Here is a 16655-nt window from a genome sequence, read left to right as displayed (position 1 = left end):
TAGCGGAACGGCTGGGACAGAACTTTAATGTCACCTAATTTTTGAAAAGCTAGAAAGTCGTTATAAATCAATGATCGTCAGGACAGATCTTTAATGTCAGTCACCAGCGTCGACACTGGCCTGATCCCCGATTGCCAGTGCCAGCATCACCGCGCCATAGCGCTTGCCTTCCAGATAGGGCTGCATGGCGGAACGCACACGGTAGCGTGCGCGCTGCGCAACTATCGGCAGGCTCGCCCACGGCTCGTCGCCAATATATCGGGGCTTGCCGCGTACGCTGCCGGACGCTCTCAGGCCGTGCGCAAACATATACGCTTCGAAATCGAATGCGTGCGGATTTCGGTTCCCATGGGGTTTCTTCAACGTTAGCGCCATGCGCCAGATCTGACCTGGAATCAATTCCGGAAAAGCGGCCTGGTCGGCATCGGTCCCGTCGGCATCCCGGGCACCACCGCCATAAGGACCCGCCCAGTTCGGCGCCGCCCAGGAAACCTGGATGCGCGACGGCACACCCTCGGGCATGGAAGAAAGAACTTGGGCCTCGAACTGGCGGCTGTCGTTACTGGATTTGGGTAGCGCAGCGATGCGCAGCACAACCCGTGATACCTGGTTTTCGTTAATGGGTGCAAGTTCATCCGCCAGCCTGTGCTCTGCCCTTGCTACAGTAATAAGCAAACCGGCCAGCGCGGCCCACATCGGCAGCAGCACGCGCCACCGGATTGCAGGCGCAAGCAGGTAAACCGAAAAAGACAATGCGGCTGCGCCCCCCAGCGCATTCAGCCATAAAGCCCGCCCGGGAAGATAAGGCAACAACTGCACCGCCCCGGTTGCCGCGACGAAAGCCAACAGACAGATACGCCCGGTCACGCTTGCACGCTCCAAATTGCCTAGCGTACTGGCGGAGTCTGGAAAATGATGCGCTAAGCGGGTAAGAACAGCCCTTCGGATATCACGAGGGTGTTCTTAAGCCACTTAGCAGCACATCTAAGCCCATGTCGCCGCGCTTGACGCCTCACAGAGCCTGCAAAGGACGATAGAGAAGACACGTCGAGCATACTGATGCGCGCATAAAACTGAACGGATCAGCGTAAAACATCATCTAGACCTGCTCGAGTAGCAACTGATTTCTCTTCACTTTGCCCGACGCCGTCATCGGCAATGCTTCACGAAATTCAATTGCTTTGGGAACCTTATAAGCCGACATATTATCGCGGCTCCAGGCGATGAGCTCGTCGGCATTGAGTGTGCTGCCCGGCCTTGGGACCACAAATGCCACAACCACTTGCCCCTTCTTGGCGTCGTCTACACCAATGACAGCAACCTGTTCTACGCCGGGATGCATCATCAGAATGGACTCCACGTCCTCTGGGAAGACACTGTAGCCGGAGACTTTGATGAGCTCTTTTATCCTGCCCGACAAGGTCAAATATCCATCGATATCTAAGCGGCCAATGTCACCCGTTCGCACCCAGCCGTCAATAAGCGTTTCTGCTGTTTTCTCCGGTTGATTCCAATACCCTTTGAAGCAACCTGGACTACGCAGGAATATCTCACCCTCCTCGCCCGCCGGCAACGCCTTTTGATCCTCAACGCTGAGGATTTTGCACTCCACCTCGGGTAGCAACTTGCCGTTCGTACCCCAGCGCACGGCATCCGGCGGTGTCACAGAGTCGAAGGTATGCGTCTCGGTGAGTCCATATCCGGCTTCAAACACTTGGGCCCCGCCTGTGAAGGCCTGCCACCGTTCAGCCAATTCAGGCGTGGTACGTATCCCGAAACTGGTCGTCGGGCATTTCCGCAAGCTGGAAAGATCAAAGTCCTGCAATTCGGGGTCCTCCATAATTGCGGGGAGCATCGGTGCGATGGCTTTCCAGTAGGTAGGGCGATACCGTTCAATTGATTCGAGCGTCGACAGCGGATTGAAGCGGTAATGCAGCACTATCGTCCCACCAAGATAGATCGGAATATTGATGCCACACAGCATGCCGGAGATATGATAAAGCGGTGGAATCGCCAAATGTATATCGTCTTGGGTCAGAGTGCTCGCAATAGCGCCTCCTCTCGCTTTGAAGAGCGCATTTCGATAAGTCAGCATAGCCCCCTTGGGGCGACCGGTGGTCCCCGAGGTATAAGCCAAGAGCGCAATATCGTCTAAGCTGACGTTCTCAATAATTGGGGCACTCGGAGAATTCGTTATCACGGCGCAGAAATTTACAGTGCCTTCCGCACAGTCACCACCATGGTGCTTGATTTCCTCAGGCGCTGTGTACGCATGAAGTTCCGGTAGAAAGTCGCCATAGTGAGTTGAAATCACGTGTTGCAGCCGCGTCTGCGGTCTTGCCGCCTGCACGATCGGCACCAAATTCTCAGCCGCAATAATCACACGGCACTCAAGGTCCCGTAGTTGGTAGTTAAGTTCGTGGTGTTTGAAGAGCGGGCTACATGGACTGACTATTGCTCCCAGCTTTTGTATTCCAAAGTGGGCAATGATGTACTGGCAACAATTCTGCATAAAGAGCGCTACCGGCTCGCCTCTGCGGACCCCCAAGCCACGCAGGAATGCTGCGCAGTTATCGGAAAGCCGATCCAATTCCGCATAGCTCATTTCATACCCATACCAAACTATCGCAGTCTTGTCTGGCGTGGTACGAGCGTGCAGCCGTAGATACTCATGTAGTGGAATGTCGTCCATGTCCCCCTCTCTCCCCACCGTCAATAGGCAGTCTTTCAGTTCATTGCTATATTTTCTGCCTTGATGAGCTTTTCAGCCTCGTCATAACGGTCCCGCACCCAAGTTTTGAACTCCTCAGGTGTGCCGGCCATGATGTCGAAGCCCTCGCTGGTAAGCCTATCCTTCACTTTGGGCGAATCAAGGGCTTGTCTCATTGCTTCGTTGATCTTCTCTGCTACGGCCGGTGGCAAACCTGCGGGCCCGACTAGACCTATCCAGGAGGTAGCCGAATAGCCAGGCAGATGCTCAGCAACAGTTGGAACGTCTGGCAACTGCTTGACACGCTCTTTGCTCCCCATACCAAGTGCTTTGAGTTGACCTGCTTTTATACGCTCGACGACGAGGGGAAATGTGGTCACCACGAAGTCAACTTGCCCGCCTATCACAGCAGTAAGCATGGGACCGCCGCCCTTGTATGGCACATGCAACGTAGAAATTTCCGCAGCGTTGGAAAAATCCAGAGCGGTTAAATGATTTGAGCCGCCCACGCCAGAAGAGCCATAGGTCACTTTGCCCGGGTTCTTCTTTGCATAGTCGGTCATTTGCGGCAGTGAATCAGCCGGAAAGTCTTTACGCGTAGCCAGAACCATAGGCGCACTGGTCATGCCGGTAATATAGTCAAAGGCCTTGAAGGTGTCGTACGACAAGCTCTTATTGATGTGCGGATTCACGGCATGCGTGTCAAATACCATGAGTAGCGTATATCCATCAGGCGCAGCCCGAGCTACGTCGGCAGTGCCAATCGCACCGCTTGCTCCTCCCTTGTTATCAATAAACACGTTCTCACCCAACGTCTTCGCAAACTCTGGAACCACGATCCGAGCGATGTAGTCAACCGAGCCTCCGGGTGGAAAGGGTACGACCATGCGAACCTGGCGTGATGGATAACTATCCGCCGCTAGTACAGGACTGGATCCTGCCATGATTAGACCCAGAGTAAGTGCCGTCATAGTATATAAGCGATGTGATTTCATGATGTCTCCTCCTTTTCGGATTGTGGTGTGTAGCGATGTAATTAATCCTTCACGGTCCATTCCTTCGTGCTTTGCGCATATAGCGCAGGATCCGTTCATTCATCATTTCGGGCGTGCCGTCGGTGTAGCAGAATGCTTTCGCCCACGCGAGCAAGCGGCCAAGGCGTGCGTCCTCCGTAATCCCCTGTGCTCCCATCGCCTGCATGCACGCGGAAATGGCCTGCATAGTGGTGTCATTGGCATATTTCTTGGCCATCGCGGCCATGGACTGAGCATCTTCACGTGCATCAATCGCATCGGCTGCTGAATAGGTGAGCAGGCGCATGGCTTGCAAATGTGTCGCCACATTTGCCAAAGACCAGCCCAATCCTTGGAATTCGATAACGGGCGCTCCAAATGCCTGCCTACTGCCGGCATAGTTGAGAGACACGGCCAATGCGTACTCCACCATCGCCGCATTCATTGCCGCCACATGCACGCGGGCCTGGTTCACGCCTCGCATCGCGGCCCGAAAACCTTCACCGGGTGGATAGAGAAGCCTATCGTTCGGGATGGCACATTTTGTCAGCGTAAACTGCCCTACGCCCATGCCTTCTATGCCCGCGGCGCTATAGGGATGGCCTCGCTCGAAACCGATGTCGTCAGCAAGCACGATAAATCCTGCCACGCCGTCAGCACCCTTTGCCGCATCAGTTTGTGCGTAAACAAGGAATACATCGGCGAGGCTAGCGTTGGTAATCCAAGCTTTGGCTCCGCTCAGGATCCATCCATCCTGTGTGGGCAAGGCTTCAGTCCGCATCGCGGTAAAATCACTACCCGACTGCGGCTCTGTCATCGCCGTGCAGCCAATGCGACTTCCGTCCAGCATGGCTTCGATCAGTCGCCTACGTGCCTCGGAATCCTGGGATTGTGCAATTCGCGACACGACGTTGTGATGATTCACTAGGGAGAACGCAAATCCCGCATGAAGAAGCGCAAGCTCCTCACATACCCGCATTCTCGTGGAAAAGGAGGCCGATGCGCCTCCAAAGTTGGCGGGTACCTCAATGCCTGCCAAGCCACTACGGCACGCATCTTGCAAAAGGAGTCGATGCGCGGAGATGCTAATGGGCCCGGGAATATCCAAATGGCGGCTAGCGAACTCGCGCGCCTTCTGAACCAGGTCAAGTTCTATACGCGCGAATCGAGCATCAAAAGAGGTCTTGATATCCATGTCATATCGCCAAGTCGACCACAATTCGCCCTTTGACCTGCCCGCTCATTAGCTTGTGCGCCAGATCGATACAATCGTCCAAGCCGACGGTGTCTGCAATTTCATCCAGAAGAGCACGGTCAGTTTCCCGTGCCAAGCAGCTCCACGCTTCGTTTCGTAGCGCCTGGGATGCGTAGACGCTATCGATGCCAACGAGCGTTATACCGCGCAAGATGAACGGTGCGACCGACGTAGGAAAATCCATGCCCTGCGCTAAACCGCATGCTGTAACGACACCGCCGTACCGGGTCTGCGCACATATGTTTGCAAGAGTATGGCTACCCACACAATCTACGGCGCCTGCCCATTGCTCTTTCTGTAGCGGCTTTCCTTTCTCCGAAAGCTCGGCTCTATCGATTACCTTGCTGGCCCCCAGTAGTTGCAATCGTTGACTCTCGGCCGGGCGACCCGTAGACGCGTGCACCTCGAAGCCACGCCGGGCAAGAATTGCCACGGCGAAACTGCCCACGCCTCCGTTGGCGCCGGTCACAAGTATGGGGCCATCGTCAACCTTGATACCGTGTCGTTCTAGAGCGAGGACTGACAACATGGCCGTGTAACCGGCCGTTCCAATGCTGGCGGTGTCCTTTAAGCTCAAAGATTCGGGTTTGGACGTTAACCATGCGGCCGGGAGGCGCGCGACCTGTGCCAGACCGCCCCAATGCACCTCGCCCATACCGTGACCATTCACGATCACCTCACTACCCTCAGGGAAGTCGGCGCTTGTACTCTTGGTCACCGTGCCCGCCAAGTCGATGCCGGGTATCATGGGCCACTTTCTGACGACCGGGCCACGGCCAGTGATGGCGAGGCCATCTTTGTAGTTCAAGGTGGAGTATGCAACCTGAACCTCCACATCTCCCTCGGGTAAATCTACCGCATCAACCATTTCGATTCCTGCAACGGTGGATCCATCTTCCGCCTTGCGCAGCATTATTGCCTTGAACATTGCCTACCTCCTACTTCCTCATGATTAGACCGGTCGGTTTATAAACGGTCAAAAATTTTAAATTTTTAATTGCGCCAGGAATCCTTCGGCGAACACATGCATTGGCCTGGACGACTGAGTAAGCTTGGCCCTCAAGATGGCGCCTTCCCAACCGATCCAGAAAAACTCAGCAAGTTGGTCCGCATCGAGTGAAGCATCCACTTCACCAGCTTCTTGCGCCGCCTTCAAGCACCGACTGGTTTGCGACTCCCATAACTTAAGCACCGATTCAAGGCGTTCGCGGAACTGATCGTCTAGGCCGGCCATCTCCTGTCCCAGGTTGCCCACCAAACAACCCCTTTGGAAATCATGCTTCTTCATCCCTTTTTCAGCCTCCTGGACAAAGTCTTGCAAGCGCTGAAGAGGAGCCACGTGTGGGTTTTCCAATATGCGCTGCAACTTAGTGCAGAAGTAGTCAGCGTATGCATCAATTACGGCGAGACCAAAGTCTTTCTTGCTTGGGAAGTAGTGATAAAAGGAGCCTTTCGGTACCCCTGCCGCGCGCAGCACCTGATCGATGCCGGTCGCTTGAAAGCCAGTCTGCGTACACAGTTCAACGCCTACGCGGATGAGGCTCCCGCGAGCGGCACCGCGTTCGGCTTTTTGCGAAGAGTTAGGCATAAGCGTTGATTCTTCTATTAGCATACCGATCATACTAGACCAGTCTATTAGTTGCTGTCAATTCTGGAACATATGTGGATCCTGCAGCCGCCCGACGATGGGTGCTCTCCATACCGGAAGATGGCTAGACACAACATCGCCCACGCACGGCAATGTCCCACTGGCGGTGGTGCTCATTCAATGGTCAGTGACCACGGATCGAATGGATTTCCTCTTCCTCACAAAAACAAACGCTCAAATGACTCCTTACAAGGCAATCCGCGACAAGGAGACTGGGGTTGCAGCAAAGCCATGTGCTGAGCAATTGGCCATGGCTTTTTATATTGTGTTGCGAGTGATGACCGAAAAAAACACAATCAACATTCTCGCATAAGGCGTTCAATGCCTGTCGTACGGCTGAAGGTTAGAACATTTTTGTTTCAATCAATAAATCAAGGACTTACAAGTTCAAAACTGTAAGTTACTTTTGCGAATATTGCCAGTTCGTTGCCCGACCCAGCCGAAAAGATGAGTCCGCCGAAGCGGACTAGTCCTTTCGGCGAGCACTCGTATTAAGCCATACACCGCATTTGACGCCTAGACGTTCCTCTCTATCATTCACCTCAGCGTGTCTGTATCCAGACATCAATAATCCTGACAAGTTCGCTTTCCGCCTTTCTATGCAGGTGGTGAAACCGTCGTTGTCTACGAATCCATAGAAAATCCCTAGGGAAGGAACACCATGTGCCCATCCGCAAGACGAATGATGCTGTCCGTTCACGGCTGAATGGACAATCATGAAGATCGCCTTTACCTGCCTTTTTTCATTGATCCTATCGACGACAGCCGTCGTCGCCGAGGCCAGAGTATCGCGTACGGACTACGACGCATTGATACGCGGTGCGCGCGCTGGTGATTATGAGCCCGCATTGAACATGTTGCGGCAACATAGCGCCGAACATCCGAGAGACTGGCGCGCCGCCTATGACCGTATCCTTATCGCGGGGTGGGCCGGGAATCCGGGCGAAGCCATACTGGCCTACGAGGCCCTAATCCCGCCTCCGAACAGGCCACCCGCTGATGTACTGAGGACAATCGCCCAGGCCTATCGCGACACTCAACGCTGGGATGATGCCTTGGCACGATACCGCCAGGGTCAAAAACTGTATCCACGCCAGAGATCATTTGTCGTCGGCGAAATTATGGTCTTGACGGATGCGGGAAACGCGGATGCTGCCGTTTTATTGGGTCAGAAACTGGTCGAGCAGCATCCGGGCGATGTGGACCTCCGATTGGCACTCGGCTACGCATATAGAGGGAAAAACTCTCCCTACGCCGCCCTGGAATTGGCTGACCAGGCTACAACTATTGCGCCGGGCAAGGAATATGTCACCCGCGAGTACACCAAAAGTCTCGAGCGGGCGGGCGTGCCCTTAGCCGCTTTGAATTCCGCACGTCAGCATCCCGGGCTGCTTAACGACAAAGAAATCCGCAAGCTGCAGGCGGACTATGCCGCTGAATTGGTGCGCTTGGCGGAAATGCCCAGCCGCCAGGAAACCGAACGGTTCGTTATTGCCGACCGTGCCCTGGCCGAGTACGACCGTCTGATCCAACAATGGGAAACATTGGGACCGGAAGCAAGCGATGAACTACTTCGCCTCCGTATGGACAGATTGCAGGCGCTGCAGATACGCATGCGCATGTCGGAAGTCGTCAGTGAGTACGAATCATTGACCGCGCAGGGTACCAAAGTGCCCCGCTACGTACTCAATGATGTCGCCAATGCCTATTTTTATCTGCGTGAACCTGAAGTCGCCGCACATCTTTACAAGCAGGTATTGAGCGACAGCGACAGCAAACTTGACAGCCCGGCAGAAAAACTCAGCAATCAGATCGGGCTGTTCAACGCTCTGATTGAAAGCGAGCAGTTCGACGAAGCATCCGCGCTAATCGAGGCGGCAAGAAAATCCCAACCAAAATGGCGCCGGATAAGGGGCGTACCTCAACCTGTTCCCAACGACCTGCATCTCTACGCAGAAGAAACCGCCGCACTGGGCTTGTATTACGCCGATGACACTCCTGCGGCGCAACAGCGACTGGAAGAGCTTGTCGACCTGGCGCCGAGAAACGTCGGTCTGCGTGCGGCGCTGGCCGGTGTTTATCGCGGACGCAGCCTACCGCGCGCCTCTGAACAACAGCTCAAGATGGCCGAGCCGCTGGAACCGCGAGGCGTGGAAACAGAAGCTGGGCAAGGCCTGACCGCCATCGACTTGCAGGAATGGCGGCAAGCCAACTCGCTGGCTCTTGACTTGGCTGCTCGCTTTCCAGAGGCCAAATCAACTGACAGCCTGGCCCGTAAATGGGCTGTCCACAAGAAGGCTGAGCTCAGAGTGTCGGGCAACCGGGGTATAGCGTCGGACAGCCCCGTCACCGGAAGCGGCGACTTCAGCGTCGAATCGGTGCTGTATTCAGCACCGCTGGACTTTAACTGGCGAGTGTTCGGTGGTGGCGGATACGCGACAGGGGAGTTCGAAGAAGGCACGGGCCACTATCGATGGCTGCGTACGGGGCTGGAATGGCGCGCTCGCGACATCACCGCCGAGCTCGAAGTCTCCAGCCACAACTACGGACACGGCACCAAGCCCGGTGCCCGCGCGAGTGCGGCCTACGATCTCAATGACCATTGGCAGGTCGGCGGCTCGGCCGAATGGCGATCAAAAGAGACGCCTCTACGTGCGTTGCGCAGCGACATTTCGTCGAACAGTCTCGGTGCTTATGTCCGGTGGCGCGCCAATGAACGACGTGAATGGACTTTTTCCGTGGCTCCCTCCCGCTTCAGCGATGGAAACGACCGGTGGACCGGAGTGATCTCGGGGACGGAGCGGATATACACCTCGCCGAAATTGAAAGCCGATCTGAAGATGAATATTGCCGCCTCACATAATTCCATCGAGGACGTCCCCTATTTCAATCCGCGTTCAGACCTTGAAGTGCTTCCCACACTGAATCTCACACATATCCTCTATCGCCGATACGAGACGGTATGGGAACAGCGCTTTCTGCTCGGCGCCGGGCTTTATGCGCAGAAAGGCTACGGCTCAGGAGCTATCGGTGCACTGGGGTACGGCATGCGCTATCAGTTCAGCGAGGCCTTCGACGTAGGCGCCACAGTAACCGGCATAAGCCGGCCGTATGACGGTGTACGCGAACGGGAAGTTCGCGTCATGCTCGAGATGAATCTGCGTTTTTAGAGAACCAATATGTTTGTCAACTTTAGCTTTATACGTTACATGGCCGGCTTCTTATGCTCTCTTTTGCTGTTGAGTGGATGCTCCAAAAGCGTTCCGGCGTTCGTTCCACCGGAACAACGTCCCAGCCACAACTTCAATGAACCTTGGCCCAAGAATAAATACCTGGCGCTGGCCTATCATGATGTCGAAGACACCGACCCGGACCAGACATTCGTAAGTGTCACAACGGAACGCTTAAAGGAGCAGTTCTCCTGGCTGCGGGAAAATGGTTATCAACCCATTACGGTCGATCAAATCCTGACTGCCAGCGCGGGTGGCAAACCGCTACCCGAAAAAGCGGTACTCCTTACGTTCGACGACGGATACCGCAGCTTCTATACGCGGGTATTTCCGCTGCTGAAGGCCTACAACTGGCCGGCCGTCCTCGCCCCAGTAGGCAAATGGCTGGATACGCCGGACGATAAACAGGTGAATTTTGGCGGCCGGATGATAGAACGCGAACGGTTCCTGACGTGGGACCAGGTCAGCGAAGTGGCACGCTCTGGACTTGTGGAAATAGGTGCACACACCGATGACCTCCACTACGGAATCCAGGGCAATCCTCAAGGAAATCTGCTGCCCGCCGCTGCCATCCGCGTGTATGACGCCGCTACCGGAAAATACGAGACCGATGCGGAATTCCAAACGCGCATTACGGAAGATGTAAAGCGGATCACCGCCAAAATCATCCGGGCTACCGGCAAGAAGCCGCGGGTGTGGGTCTGGCCCTATGGTGCCGCCAATGGCGAGACAATGAAGATAGTTCGGGAACAGGGGTATCCGCTGATATTGACGCTGGATTCTGGCCTGGGTTCCATCGATAACCTGATCGATACCCCGCGCGTACTGGTGTCCAACGATCCGCAATTGCGCAACTTTGCCAATGTCAGCACGGTCATGGAGAACAACGAGGTCATGCGCGTCGCCCATGTCGATCTGGACTACGTCTATGACCCGGACCCCGTCCAGATGGATCGAAATCTGGGTGCCCTGGTGCAACGCATTTCGGACATGAAAATCACCACCGTCTTCCTGCAGGCATACGCCGATCCCACGGGTGACGGTTTGGTCAAGTCGGTTTACTTTCCCAATCGTCATCTGCCGGTAAGGGCCGACCTCTTCAATCGCGCCGCTTGGCAATTAAAAAGCCGCGCTTCGGTCGACATCTACGCATGGATGCCGGTCCTCAGCTACGACTTATCGGCGTCCATCCCGCGCGTGAGGCGGTGGAATCCAGACACCGGCGTAACAGCGATAGACACGAGCCAATATCGACGACTTTCCCCATTCGACCCGGTTGCCCGCCAGCAGATCACGGAAATCTATGAAGACCTGGCCAAACATTCCATTTTCAACGGCATCCTCTTTCACGACGATGCGATTCTGTCCGACTATGAAGATGCCAGCCCCCCCGCCTTGGCCGCCTATCAGAAAGCCGGCCTTCCAGGAAGTATTCAGGAATTGCGTGCCGATCAGGACACCATGCATCGGTGGACCCGCTACAAAAGCCAGTATCTGGTCGACTTTACCAAGGAGCTGACCGAACATGTCCGCGCCATACGGGGCCCACAGATCAAGACGGCACGGAACATCTTTGCCGAGCCGATTCTTAACCCCGAGAGCGAAGCGTGGTTTGCACAGAACCTGGACGATTTCCTGGCGGCTTATAACTGGACAGCGCCCATGGCAATGCCGTGGATGGAGAACGTCCCTGCCGATGAAGCCGATGCCTGGCTCGGCAGGCTGGTCACTACTGTCGGGAGTCGACCGGGCGCTTTGAACAAGACGGTATTCGAGATACAAGGCCGTGATTGGCGGCCAACTGAAGGCCAGGAAGATTCCGGACACATCGATTCCGAGTTGATGGCTCGCTGGCTGAAGCGACTGCAATTGAGCGGCGCCAGAAGCTTTGGCTATTACCCCGACGACTTCACCAAAAACGAACCCCGACTGGACGTCATCCGGCCCGCAATCTCAAACGCCTGGTATCCCTTCCATGATTGATCGACTCATTGCCCTGTTGGTGTTGTGTATTGCGCTTGGTGCGCCTATCGGCCTGACTCTCGTGCTGACAAGCAGCGTCTTGCTTAACTTTGTTTTTTTCTATCCATTGTTCATGTCGGGGATATGGATTGCCGGGGGTCTCTACTTCTGGTTCAGTTCAGAACGTCATTGGAACTGGCGGCCATACCGCTCGCCGGACCTTGCTGGACAACCTCTAATTACCATAATAATTCCTTGCTATAACGAGGAGCATCACGGCGAGGAAACAATCCAGGCGGCGCTGAACCAAGACTATGCCAATATCGAAGTAATAGCTGTCAACGACGGATCGTCCGATGCGACGCCTGCGATGCTGGATAGACTGACAGCGGACAATCCCAGGCTGCGAGTGATACATCTGGCGCAAAATCAGGGAAAAGCCATGGCGCTACGCATGGGAGCCATGGCCGCGCGCAGCGAATACCTAGTTTGCATAGACGGCGACGCGCATCTCGATCCGGACGCCGTTCGTTATCTCGTTGCTCCCATGCTTCACAACCCGAATGTGGCAGCCGTAACCGGAAATCCTCGTATACGTACCCGATCGACACTCATTGGACGCATACAGGTCGGTGAGTTCTCCTCCATCATCGGCCTTATCAAACGCACGCAACGGGTTTACGGACAGCTGTTTTCCGTTTCCGGTGTAGTCGCCGCGTTCCGGCGGCAGGCGCTTGACCAGGTGGATTACTGGAGCCTGGACATGATTACGGAAGATATAGACATCACGTGGAAACTACAACGCGAGAACTGGAGCGTCCTGTATGAGCCACGGGCCTTATGCTGGATTCTCATGCCCGAAACGCTTCAAGGGCTGTGGAAACAACGGGTACGCTGGGCCCAAGGAGGCGCGGAAGTCTTCCTGAAGAATCTCGTCAGTATATGGAACTGGAAGTATCGCCGGATGTGGCTGTTGATGTTGGAATACTCATTATCCATAGCCTGGGCCTTTGCACTGGCTCTTTCAATTGTCCTTTGGATCCTGGGCCATATCATGCCCCTGCCCAGCAATATACAAGTCACCACCTTTCTTCCACCAGCATTCACCGGCATGGTGCTCGCCATGGTGTGTCTGCTGCAGTTCTCGGTCAGCATCCTGATAGATCGGCGGTACGAACCTGCCCTTCCCCGCTCTTTGTACTGGATCATCTGGTATCCATTTGCATACTGGATTATCAACTTTTTCACCACCCTCTTCAGTTTCCCCAAAGTCATGCTTCGCATCCGGCGCCAGCGAGCGCGTTGGTCCAGTCCGGATCGCGGCATAAAGGAGTTGTCATGATGATTATCACAACGCAGCGTTCGAGTGTTTTTCTGGCGATTGACACGACGCTGACTGCAATTGGATGGATCGGCTTCTTCTATTTGTTTACCCGTGGAGTCGTGGGTGTGGTGGAAGCCGCTACGACTGGAAGCGCACAGCAGCTCTCCGCGCTGGAACCTTACATCCCCACCGTGACTACCCTGGCCACCTACCTGCTGGTTGGCGCGACCAATGCCTTGATACTCGTGCTTTGGGCCCGGCATCACGACCTATTCTTCAAGGATCTCTACGTTCCAAAAGCTTTGTCGCATATCGATGACGCCACGATTGCCGATCATTTTCAGCTTACGCTGAACCAGCTAAGAGAAATTCAAACCAGCCGCGTAACCGTCATCTACCACGCGACCGATGGCGCCATTGCCCATCTTGAGACGGACCAGCTCCAAATGCAGTCCGCGCTGAATGGTTCGCTGCTTGCACCCATGAAAGTAGCATAGCGGCCTAGGCCGTTCGGCTACGGCCGTGGCGGCCTCATCTATGACGAAAAGCTGAACGCGGCTTACGCCATCTACCGCATGTTTCGAGAAGCCTACGCCCCTAAGATACATCCATGCATTTCGTTTCTTTAAGTTAAGAAGAAATGACATAAGGATACAAAGGTGGCGGGACGGAGGACTCGAAGACATGCATCTGCATCCCTTCCTGCCTCGGTATTACTAAATAAAACCAAGATCGCTGCAGGGAGAGGACTAGATGCGTTTACTGACTGTACTGGCCCCACTGGCATTTGCCTTGCATGGCGCCGCAACCATTGCAGCTGTCACCCCTGTTACAAAAAATGCAGAAAAGGTGGCGCCAGTGGTATCAAAAGCACGGCTTCCTCAACCCGCCGTGAATGGCACAGATCCTACCAAGACAGGCGCCGACCAGCCGCGGAAATCCGTGTTCGACGACCCCTTGGGCGGAATCGTGGTCAATCGGACCGTCACTGTGCTGGGCAAAGACTTTTACCAGTATTTCAGCTCGCGGTGGCGCCAGAAAGATATCAGCGGCCAGTACACCATTTCCATACATGAACGTCCTTCGGCCCGATTTGGCAGCGAAATCTGGGTGCAATTTCGACAAAAAAGGATGTTCCATGCTTTCTTGCCGCCTGCGCGGGCCGCAACCAAGAAGATCAGTTGGTCGGCTGTTGAATTGGTCTACCAGAACATCAACGACAGTGAACTAGAACGGATCATGGTGAAAACCCCTGATCTAGGACCCGAGGAGATGTAAATGAAAGGAGAGATCGTGGCAAAAACAACAGAACACCGCATACGCACTGCGTTATTGATTGCGTCAGTTGCCCTGGCAAGTCAGGCTGCTGCATCCGAACTCGTGTACTACCCGTTGAACCCATCATTTGGAGGCAACGCCCTTAACGGGTCGGTGTTGTTGAATTCGGCACTGGCCACAAACAAGCACACCGACCCGGCCGCCGACGCCTACGGCATTGAAGACAAAACGCCGGCGCAACTGCTTAACGAGACGATCGAACGCACCGTGATAAACCGGATGGCCACAGCCGCCAGCGGCCAGATCATGGATGGCAATGGCAATTTTGTACCGGGCACGCTGGAGACCAGCAATTTCACGATCACGGTCGCTGTATCGCCAACCAATCCCAACAACTTGACGATTACGACACTGGACAAGCTTACGGGCGCGACCACGGTCTTCAATGTGAGCAATCAGGGATGAATACGACAAATAAAAATCGCGCTGCCTATCAGCGCCTGGCCCTTGCTGGGGTGACTACCATTCTTTGCGGCGCGCTGGGCGCGTGCGCCGTACCAAGTACACCGGTTCAGGTGACGACTGCGGCACAGCTGACACCCCCGACTCCGACATCACATGACCTGCGCAACCTTCCACCACCGAAAGGCAAGGTCGTTGTAGCGGTCTATGGGTTCCGGGACCAGACGGGGCAATACAAGCCTTCGCCGGATAGTTCGTTCTCGACATCTGTGACTCAAGGCGCGGCCTCGATGCTGGTGAAGGCCCTGCGCGAGTCGGGCTGGTTTACTCCGGTCGAACGCGAAAGCCTGCAAGAATTGCTGACGGAACGCCGAATTGTGCGTGCGCTGGACGGTTCACAGGCGAAGGACGCGCCGGAGATATTCATTCCGGCCCTCGTCCCCGCCTCCATCCTGATAGACGGAGGAATTATTTCCTATGAAAGCAATGTCAGGTCGGGCGGGCTCGGTGCCAAGTTCCTAGGTGTGGGATTGTCAACTCAATACCGGATGGATCAGGTGACCATAGGCTTGCGCAGTGTGGACATCCGGACAGGCCAAGTCTTGCAGACCGTTTCGACCACCAAGACGATTTTTTCGTACGAAGTGCGTCCCAGCGTCTATAAGTTCGTGAATTTCAAGGACCTGCTGGAAATTGAAGGTGGTATCACAACCAATGAGCCTGCGCAGTTGTGCGTCAAGGAAGCCATAGAAGCTGCCGTTGTCCATCTTACCGTTCAAGGCCTCAAAGACAGAAACTGGGTTCTTCGGAACGAGAACGACTGGAATCTGCCAGTTATTCAGAATTACTTGCGGGAGGCGACGAATTACGCCTCAGTCCCACTCAATATGCCCGCGGACTCAAATACCACCGCCGTTTCGCCGGCTCCCAAAGACCTTTGATTACAGCGTATCAGTAGTGTCGTACCGCCGTTCGGTATCAAAGACCGCCGGACTGGCTTGCAATATTTGGTCTTTATTCTGAGGAGAAACATATGAGTATCAAATTGTCTGCACTCGCCATTGGCATCACTCTCGCTTATGGCGCCACTGCGGCCATGGCAGCCGATGAAGCCAGCATCTACCAACAAGGCTGGTTCAACGACGCGTCCGTTGAACAATACGACAACAGCGGAGCCGTCGCATCGATTTCACAGAGCGGTTTTGGCAACGATGGCGTCATTCTGCAACAACGGGTCACCAATTCGTTGGCGGCTATCACGCAGGATGGTAGCGCCGGTACTGCGACCATCAATCAGGGTGGCCAACTGGGAGTAGGTCAGTGGGTACGAACAGGTGGCCATCATGGTGGCGGCTGGCAGTACGTTCCAGGACAGTGGTCCAATGGCGTAAACCAGACCGCGCATATTGAGCAGAAAAGCGGCGGCTACAGCAACGATGCGTGGATTACTCAAACCGGCAGCAATGTGGACGCCATCATCGTGCAGGACGGCGTTCTTAACACGGCCGGTATCGTTCAACATGGTACAGGCGGTGCTCACAACGAGGGAACCATCGATCAACGCGGAAAGTATAACGACGCCTACATCACGCAGAATGGCAGCAACCTGGTAGCGAATATCAGTCAGCGTGGCATGGGACACGAAGCCACAGTACAGCAAACCGGCTCCGACAAGCTTGCAACGGTGTCGCAGTCTAACGGCTATCGCAACGTGGCCTACATCAACCAGCGTTAATTTACCTGTGGACGGCCACAAGCGGGAACTTTACTTGC

15 protein-coding genes are annotated in these 16655 nt (G+C 54.9%); 9 read left to right on the top strand and 6 right to left on the bottom strand.

All coding sequences use genetic code 11. The annotated features are described in order from the left end of the window. Positions 1 to 96: 96 nt before the first annotated feature. The 6 genes from CR155_RS17730 to acuR form a co-directional block, all read right to left on the bottom strand. Entirely contained in the window at positions 97 to 867 is a 771-nt protein-coding gene (locus tag CR155_RS17730; RefSeq protein ID WP_102071365.1) for a ComEC/Rec2 family competence protein, read from the bottom strand. A 232-nt stretch (positions 868 to 1099) separates the two neighbouring features. Further along, on the bottom strand, positions 1100 to 2692 hold the full coding sequence (locus tag CR155_RS17725; protein ID WP_102071387.1) for an AMP-binding protein: 1593 nt from the start codon (positions 2690 to 2692) through the stop codon (positions 1100 to 1102). A 35-nt stretch (positions 2693 to 2727) separates the two neighbouring features. Then, complete coding sequence (locus CR155_RS17720; RefSeq protein WP_158238300.1) at positions 2728 to 3705, bottom strand: Bug family tripartite tricarboxylate transporter substrate binding protein; 978 nt, start codon at positions 3703 to 3705, stop codon at positions 2728 to 2730. A 49-nt stretch (positions 3706 to 3754) separates the two neighbouring features. Next, positions 3755 to 4918 (bottom strand): acyl-CoA dehydrogenase family protein, encoded by a 1164-nt coding sequence (locus tag CR155_RS17715; RefSeq protein WP_102071363.1) that lies wholly within the window; start codon positions 4916 to 4918, stop codon positions 3755 to 3757. A 1-nt stretch (position 4919) separates the two neighbouring features. Next, entirely contained in the window at positions 4920 to 5906 is a 987-nt protein-coding gene (gene acuI, locus CR155_RS17710; protein ID WP_102071362.1) for an acrylyl-CoA reductase (NADPH), read from the bottom strand. Positions 5907 to 5963: 57 nt separating this feature from the next. Next, complete coding sequence (acuR, locus tag CR155_RS17705) at positions 5964 to 6599, bottom strand: acrylate utilization transcriptional regulator AcuR (RefSeq protein ID WP_233214402.1); 636 nt, start codon at positions 6597 to 6599, stop codon at positions 5964 to 5966. A 64-nt stretch (positions 6600 to 6663) separates the two neighbouring features. Here acuR and CR155_RS17700 point away from each other — a divergent pair, with 64 nt between their 5' ends. The 9 genes from CR155_RS17700 to CR155_RS17660 all read left to right on the top strand — a co-directional run bounded on the left by CR155_RS17700 (position 6664) and on the right by CR155_RS17660 (position 16617). Beyond that, entirely contained in the window at positions 6664 to 6939 is a 276-nt protein-coding gene (locus tag CR155_RS17700; RefSeq protein WP_102071361.1) for a hypothetical protein, read from the top strand. Positions 6940 to 7342: 403 nt separating this feature from the next. After that, the gene (gene pgaA, locus CR155_RS17695) at positions 7343 to 9796 is read left to right on the top strand and encodes a poly-beta-1,6 N-acetyl-D-glucosamine export porin PgaA (protein WP_102071360.1); all 2454 of its coding nucleotides are present in this window, start codon (positions 7343 to 7345) and stop codon (positions 9794 to 9796) included. A 9-nt stretch (positions 9797 to 9805) separates the two neighbouring features. After that, entirely contained in the window at positions 9806 to 11839 is a 2034-nt protein-coding gene (gene pgaB / locus CR155_RS17690) for a poly-beta-1,6-N-acetyl-D-glucosamine N-deacetylase PgaB (RefSeq protein WP_102071359.1), read from the top strand. Further along, entirely contained in the window at positions 11832 to 13160 is a 1329-nt protein-coding gene (pgaC, locus tag CR155_RS17685; protein ID WP_102071358.1) for a poly-beta-1,6-N-acetyl-D-glucosamine synthase, read from the top strand. Before pgaB ends, pgaC begins: the two co-directional genes overlap by 8 nt. Next, a complete protein-coding gene (gene pgaD, locus CR155_RS17680) occupies positions 13157 to 13639 on the top strand; it encodes a poly-beta-1,6-N-acetyl-D-glucosamine biosynthesis protein PgaD (protein WP_102071357.1) in 483 nt (160 codons plus the stop codon). The genes pgaC and pgaD overlap by 4 nt, the downstream gene beginning before the upstream one ends. 256 nt (positions 13640 to 13895) lie before the next feature. Beyond that, positions 13896 to 14420 carry a curli production assembly/transport protein CsgE gene (locus CR155_RS17675; RefSeq protein ID WP_102071356.1) on the top strand — a complete coding sequence of 175 codons (525 nt, stop codon included), beginning with the start codon at positions 13896 to 13898 and terminating at the stop codon, positions 14418 to 14420. Further along, the gene (locus tag CR155_RS17670) at positions 14421 to 14885 is read left to right on the top strand and encodes a curli assembly protein CsgF (protein WP_233214401.1); all 465 of its coding nucleotides are present in this window, start codon (positions 14421 to 14423) and stop codon (positions 14883 to 14885) included. Continuing rightward, entirely contained in the window at positions 14882 to 15823 is a 942-nt protein-coding gene (locus CR155_RS17665; RefSeq protein ID WP_102071355.1) for a CsgG/HfaB family protein, read from the top strand. The genes CR155_RS17670 and CR155_RS17665 overlap by 4 nt, the downstream gene beginning before the upstream one ends. Before the next feature lie 92 nt (positions 15824 to 15915). Next, the gene (locus CR155_RS17660) at positions 15916 to 16617 is read left to right on the top strand and encodes a hypothetical protein (RefSeq protein WP_102071354.1); all 702 of its coding nucleotides are present in this window, start codon (positions 15916 to 15918) and stop codon (positions 16615 to 16617) included. Positions 16618 to 16655 lie beyond the last annotated feature (38 nt).

Origin of the sequence: Pollutimonas nitritireducens (assembly GCF_002849615.1) — a bacterium.
GTDB classification, from domain to species: domain Bacteria; phylum Pseudomonadota; class Gammaproteobacteria; order Burkholderiales; family Burkholderiaceae_B; genus Pollutimonas; species Pollutimonas nitritireducens.
The sequence above is the reverse complement of the archived record's forward strand: the minus strand, read 5'-3'. Positions and strand labels throughout refer to the sequence as shown.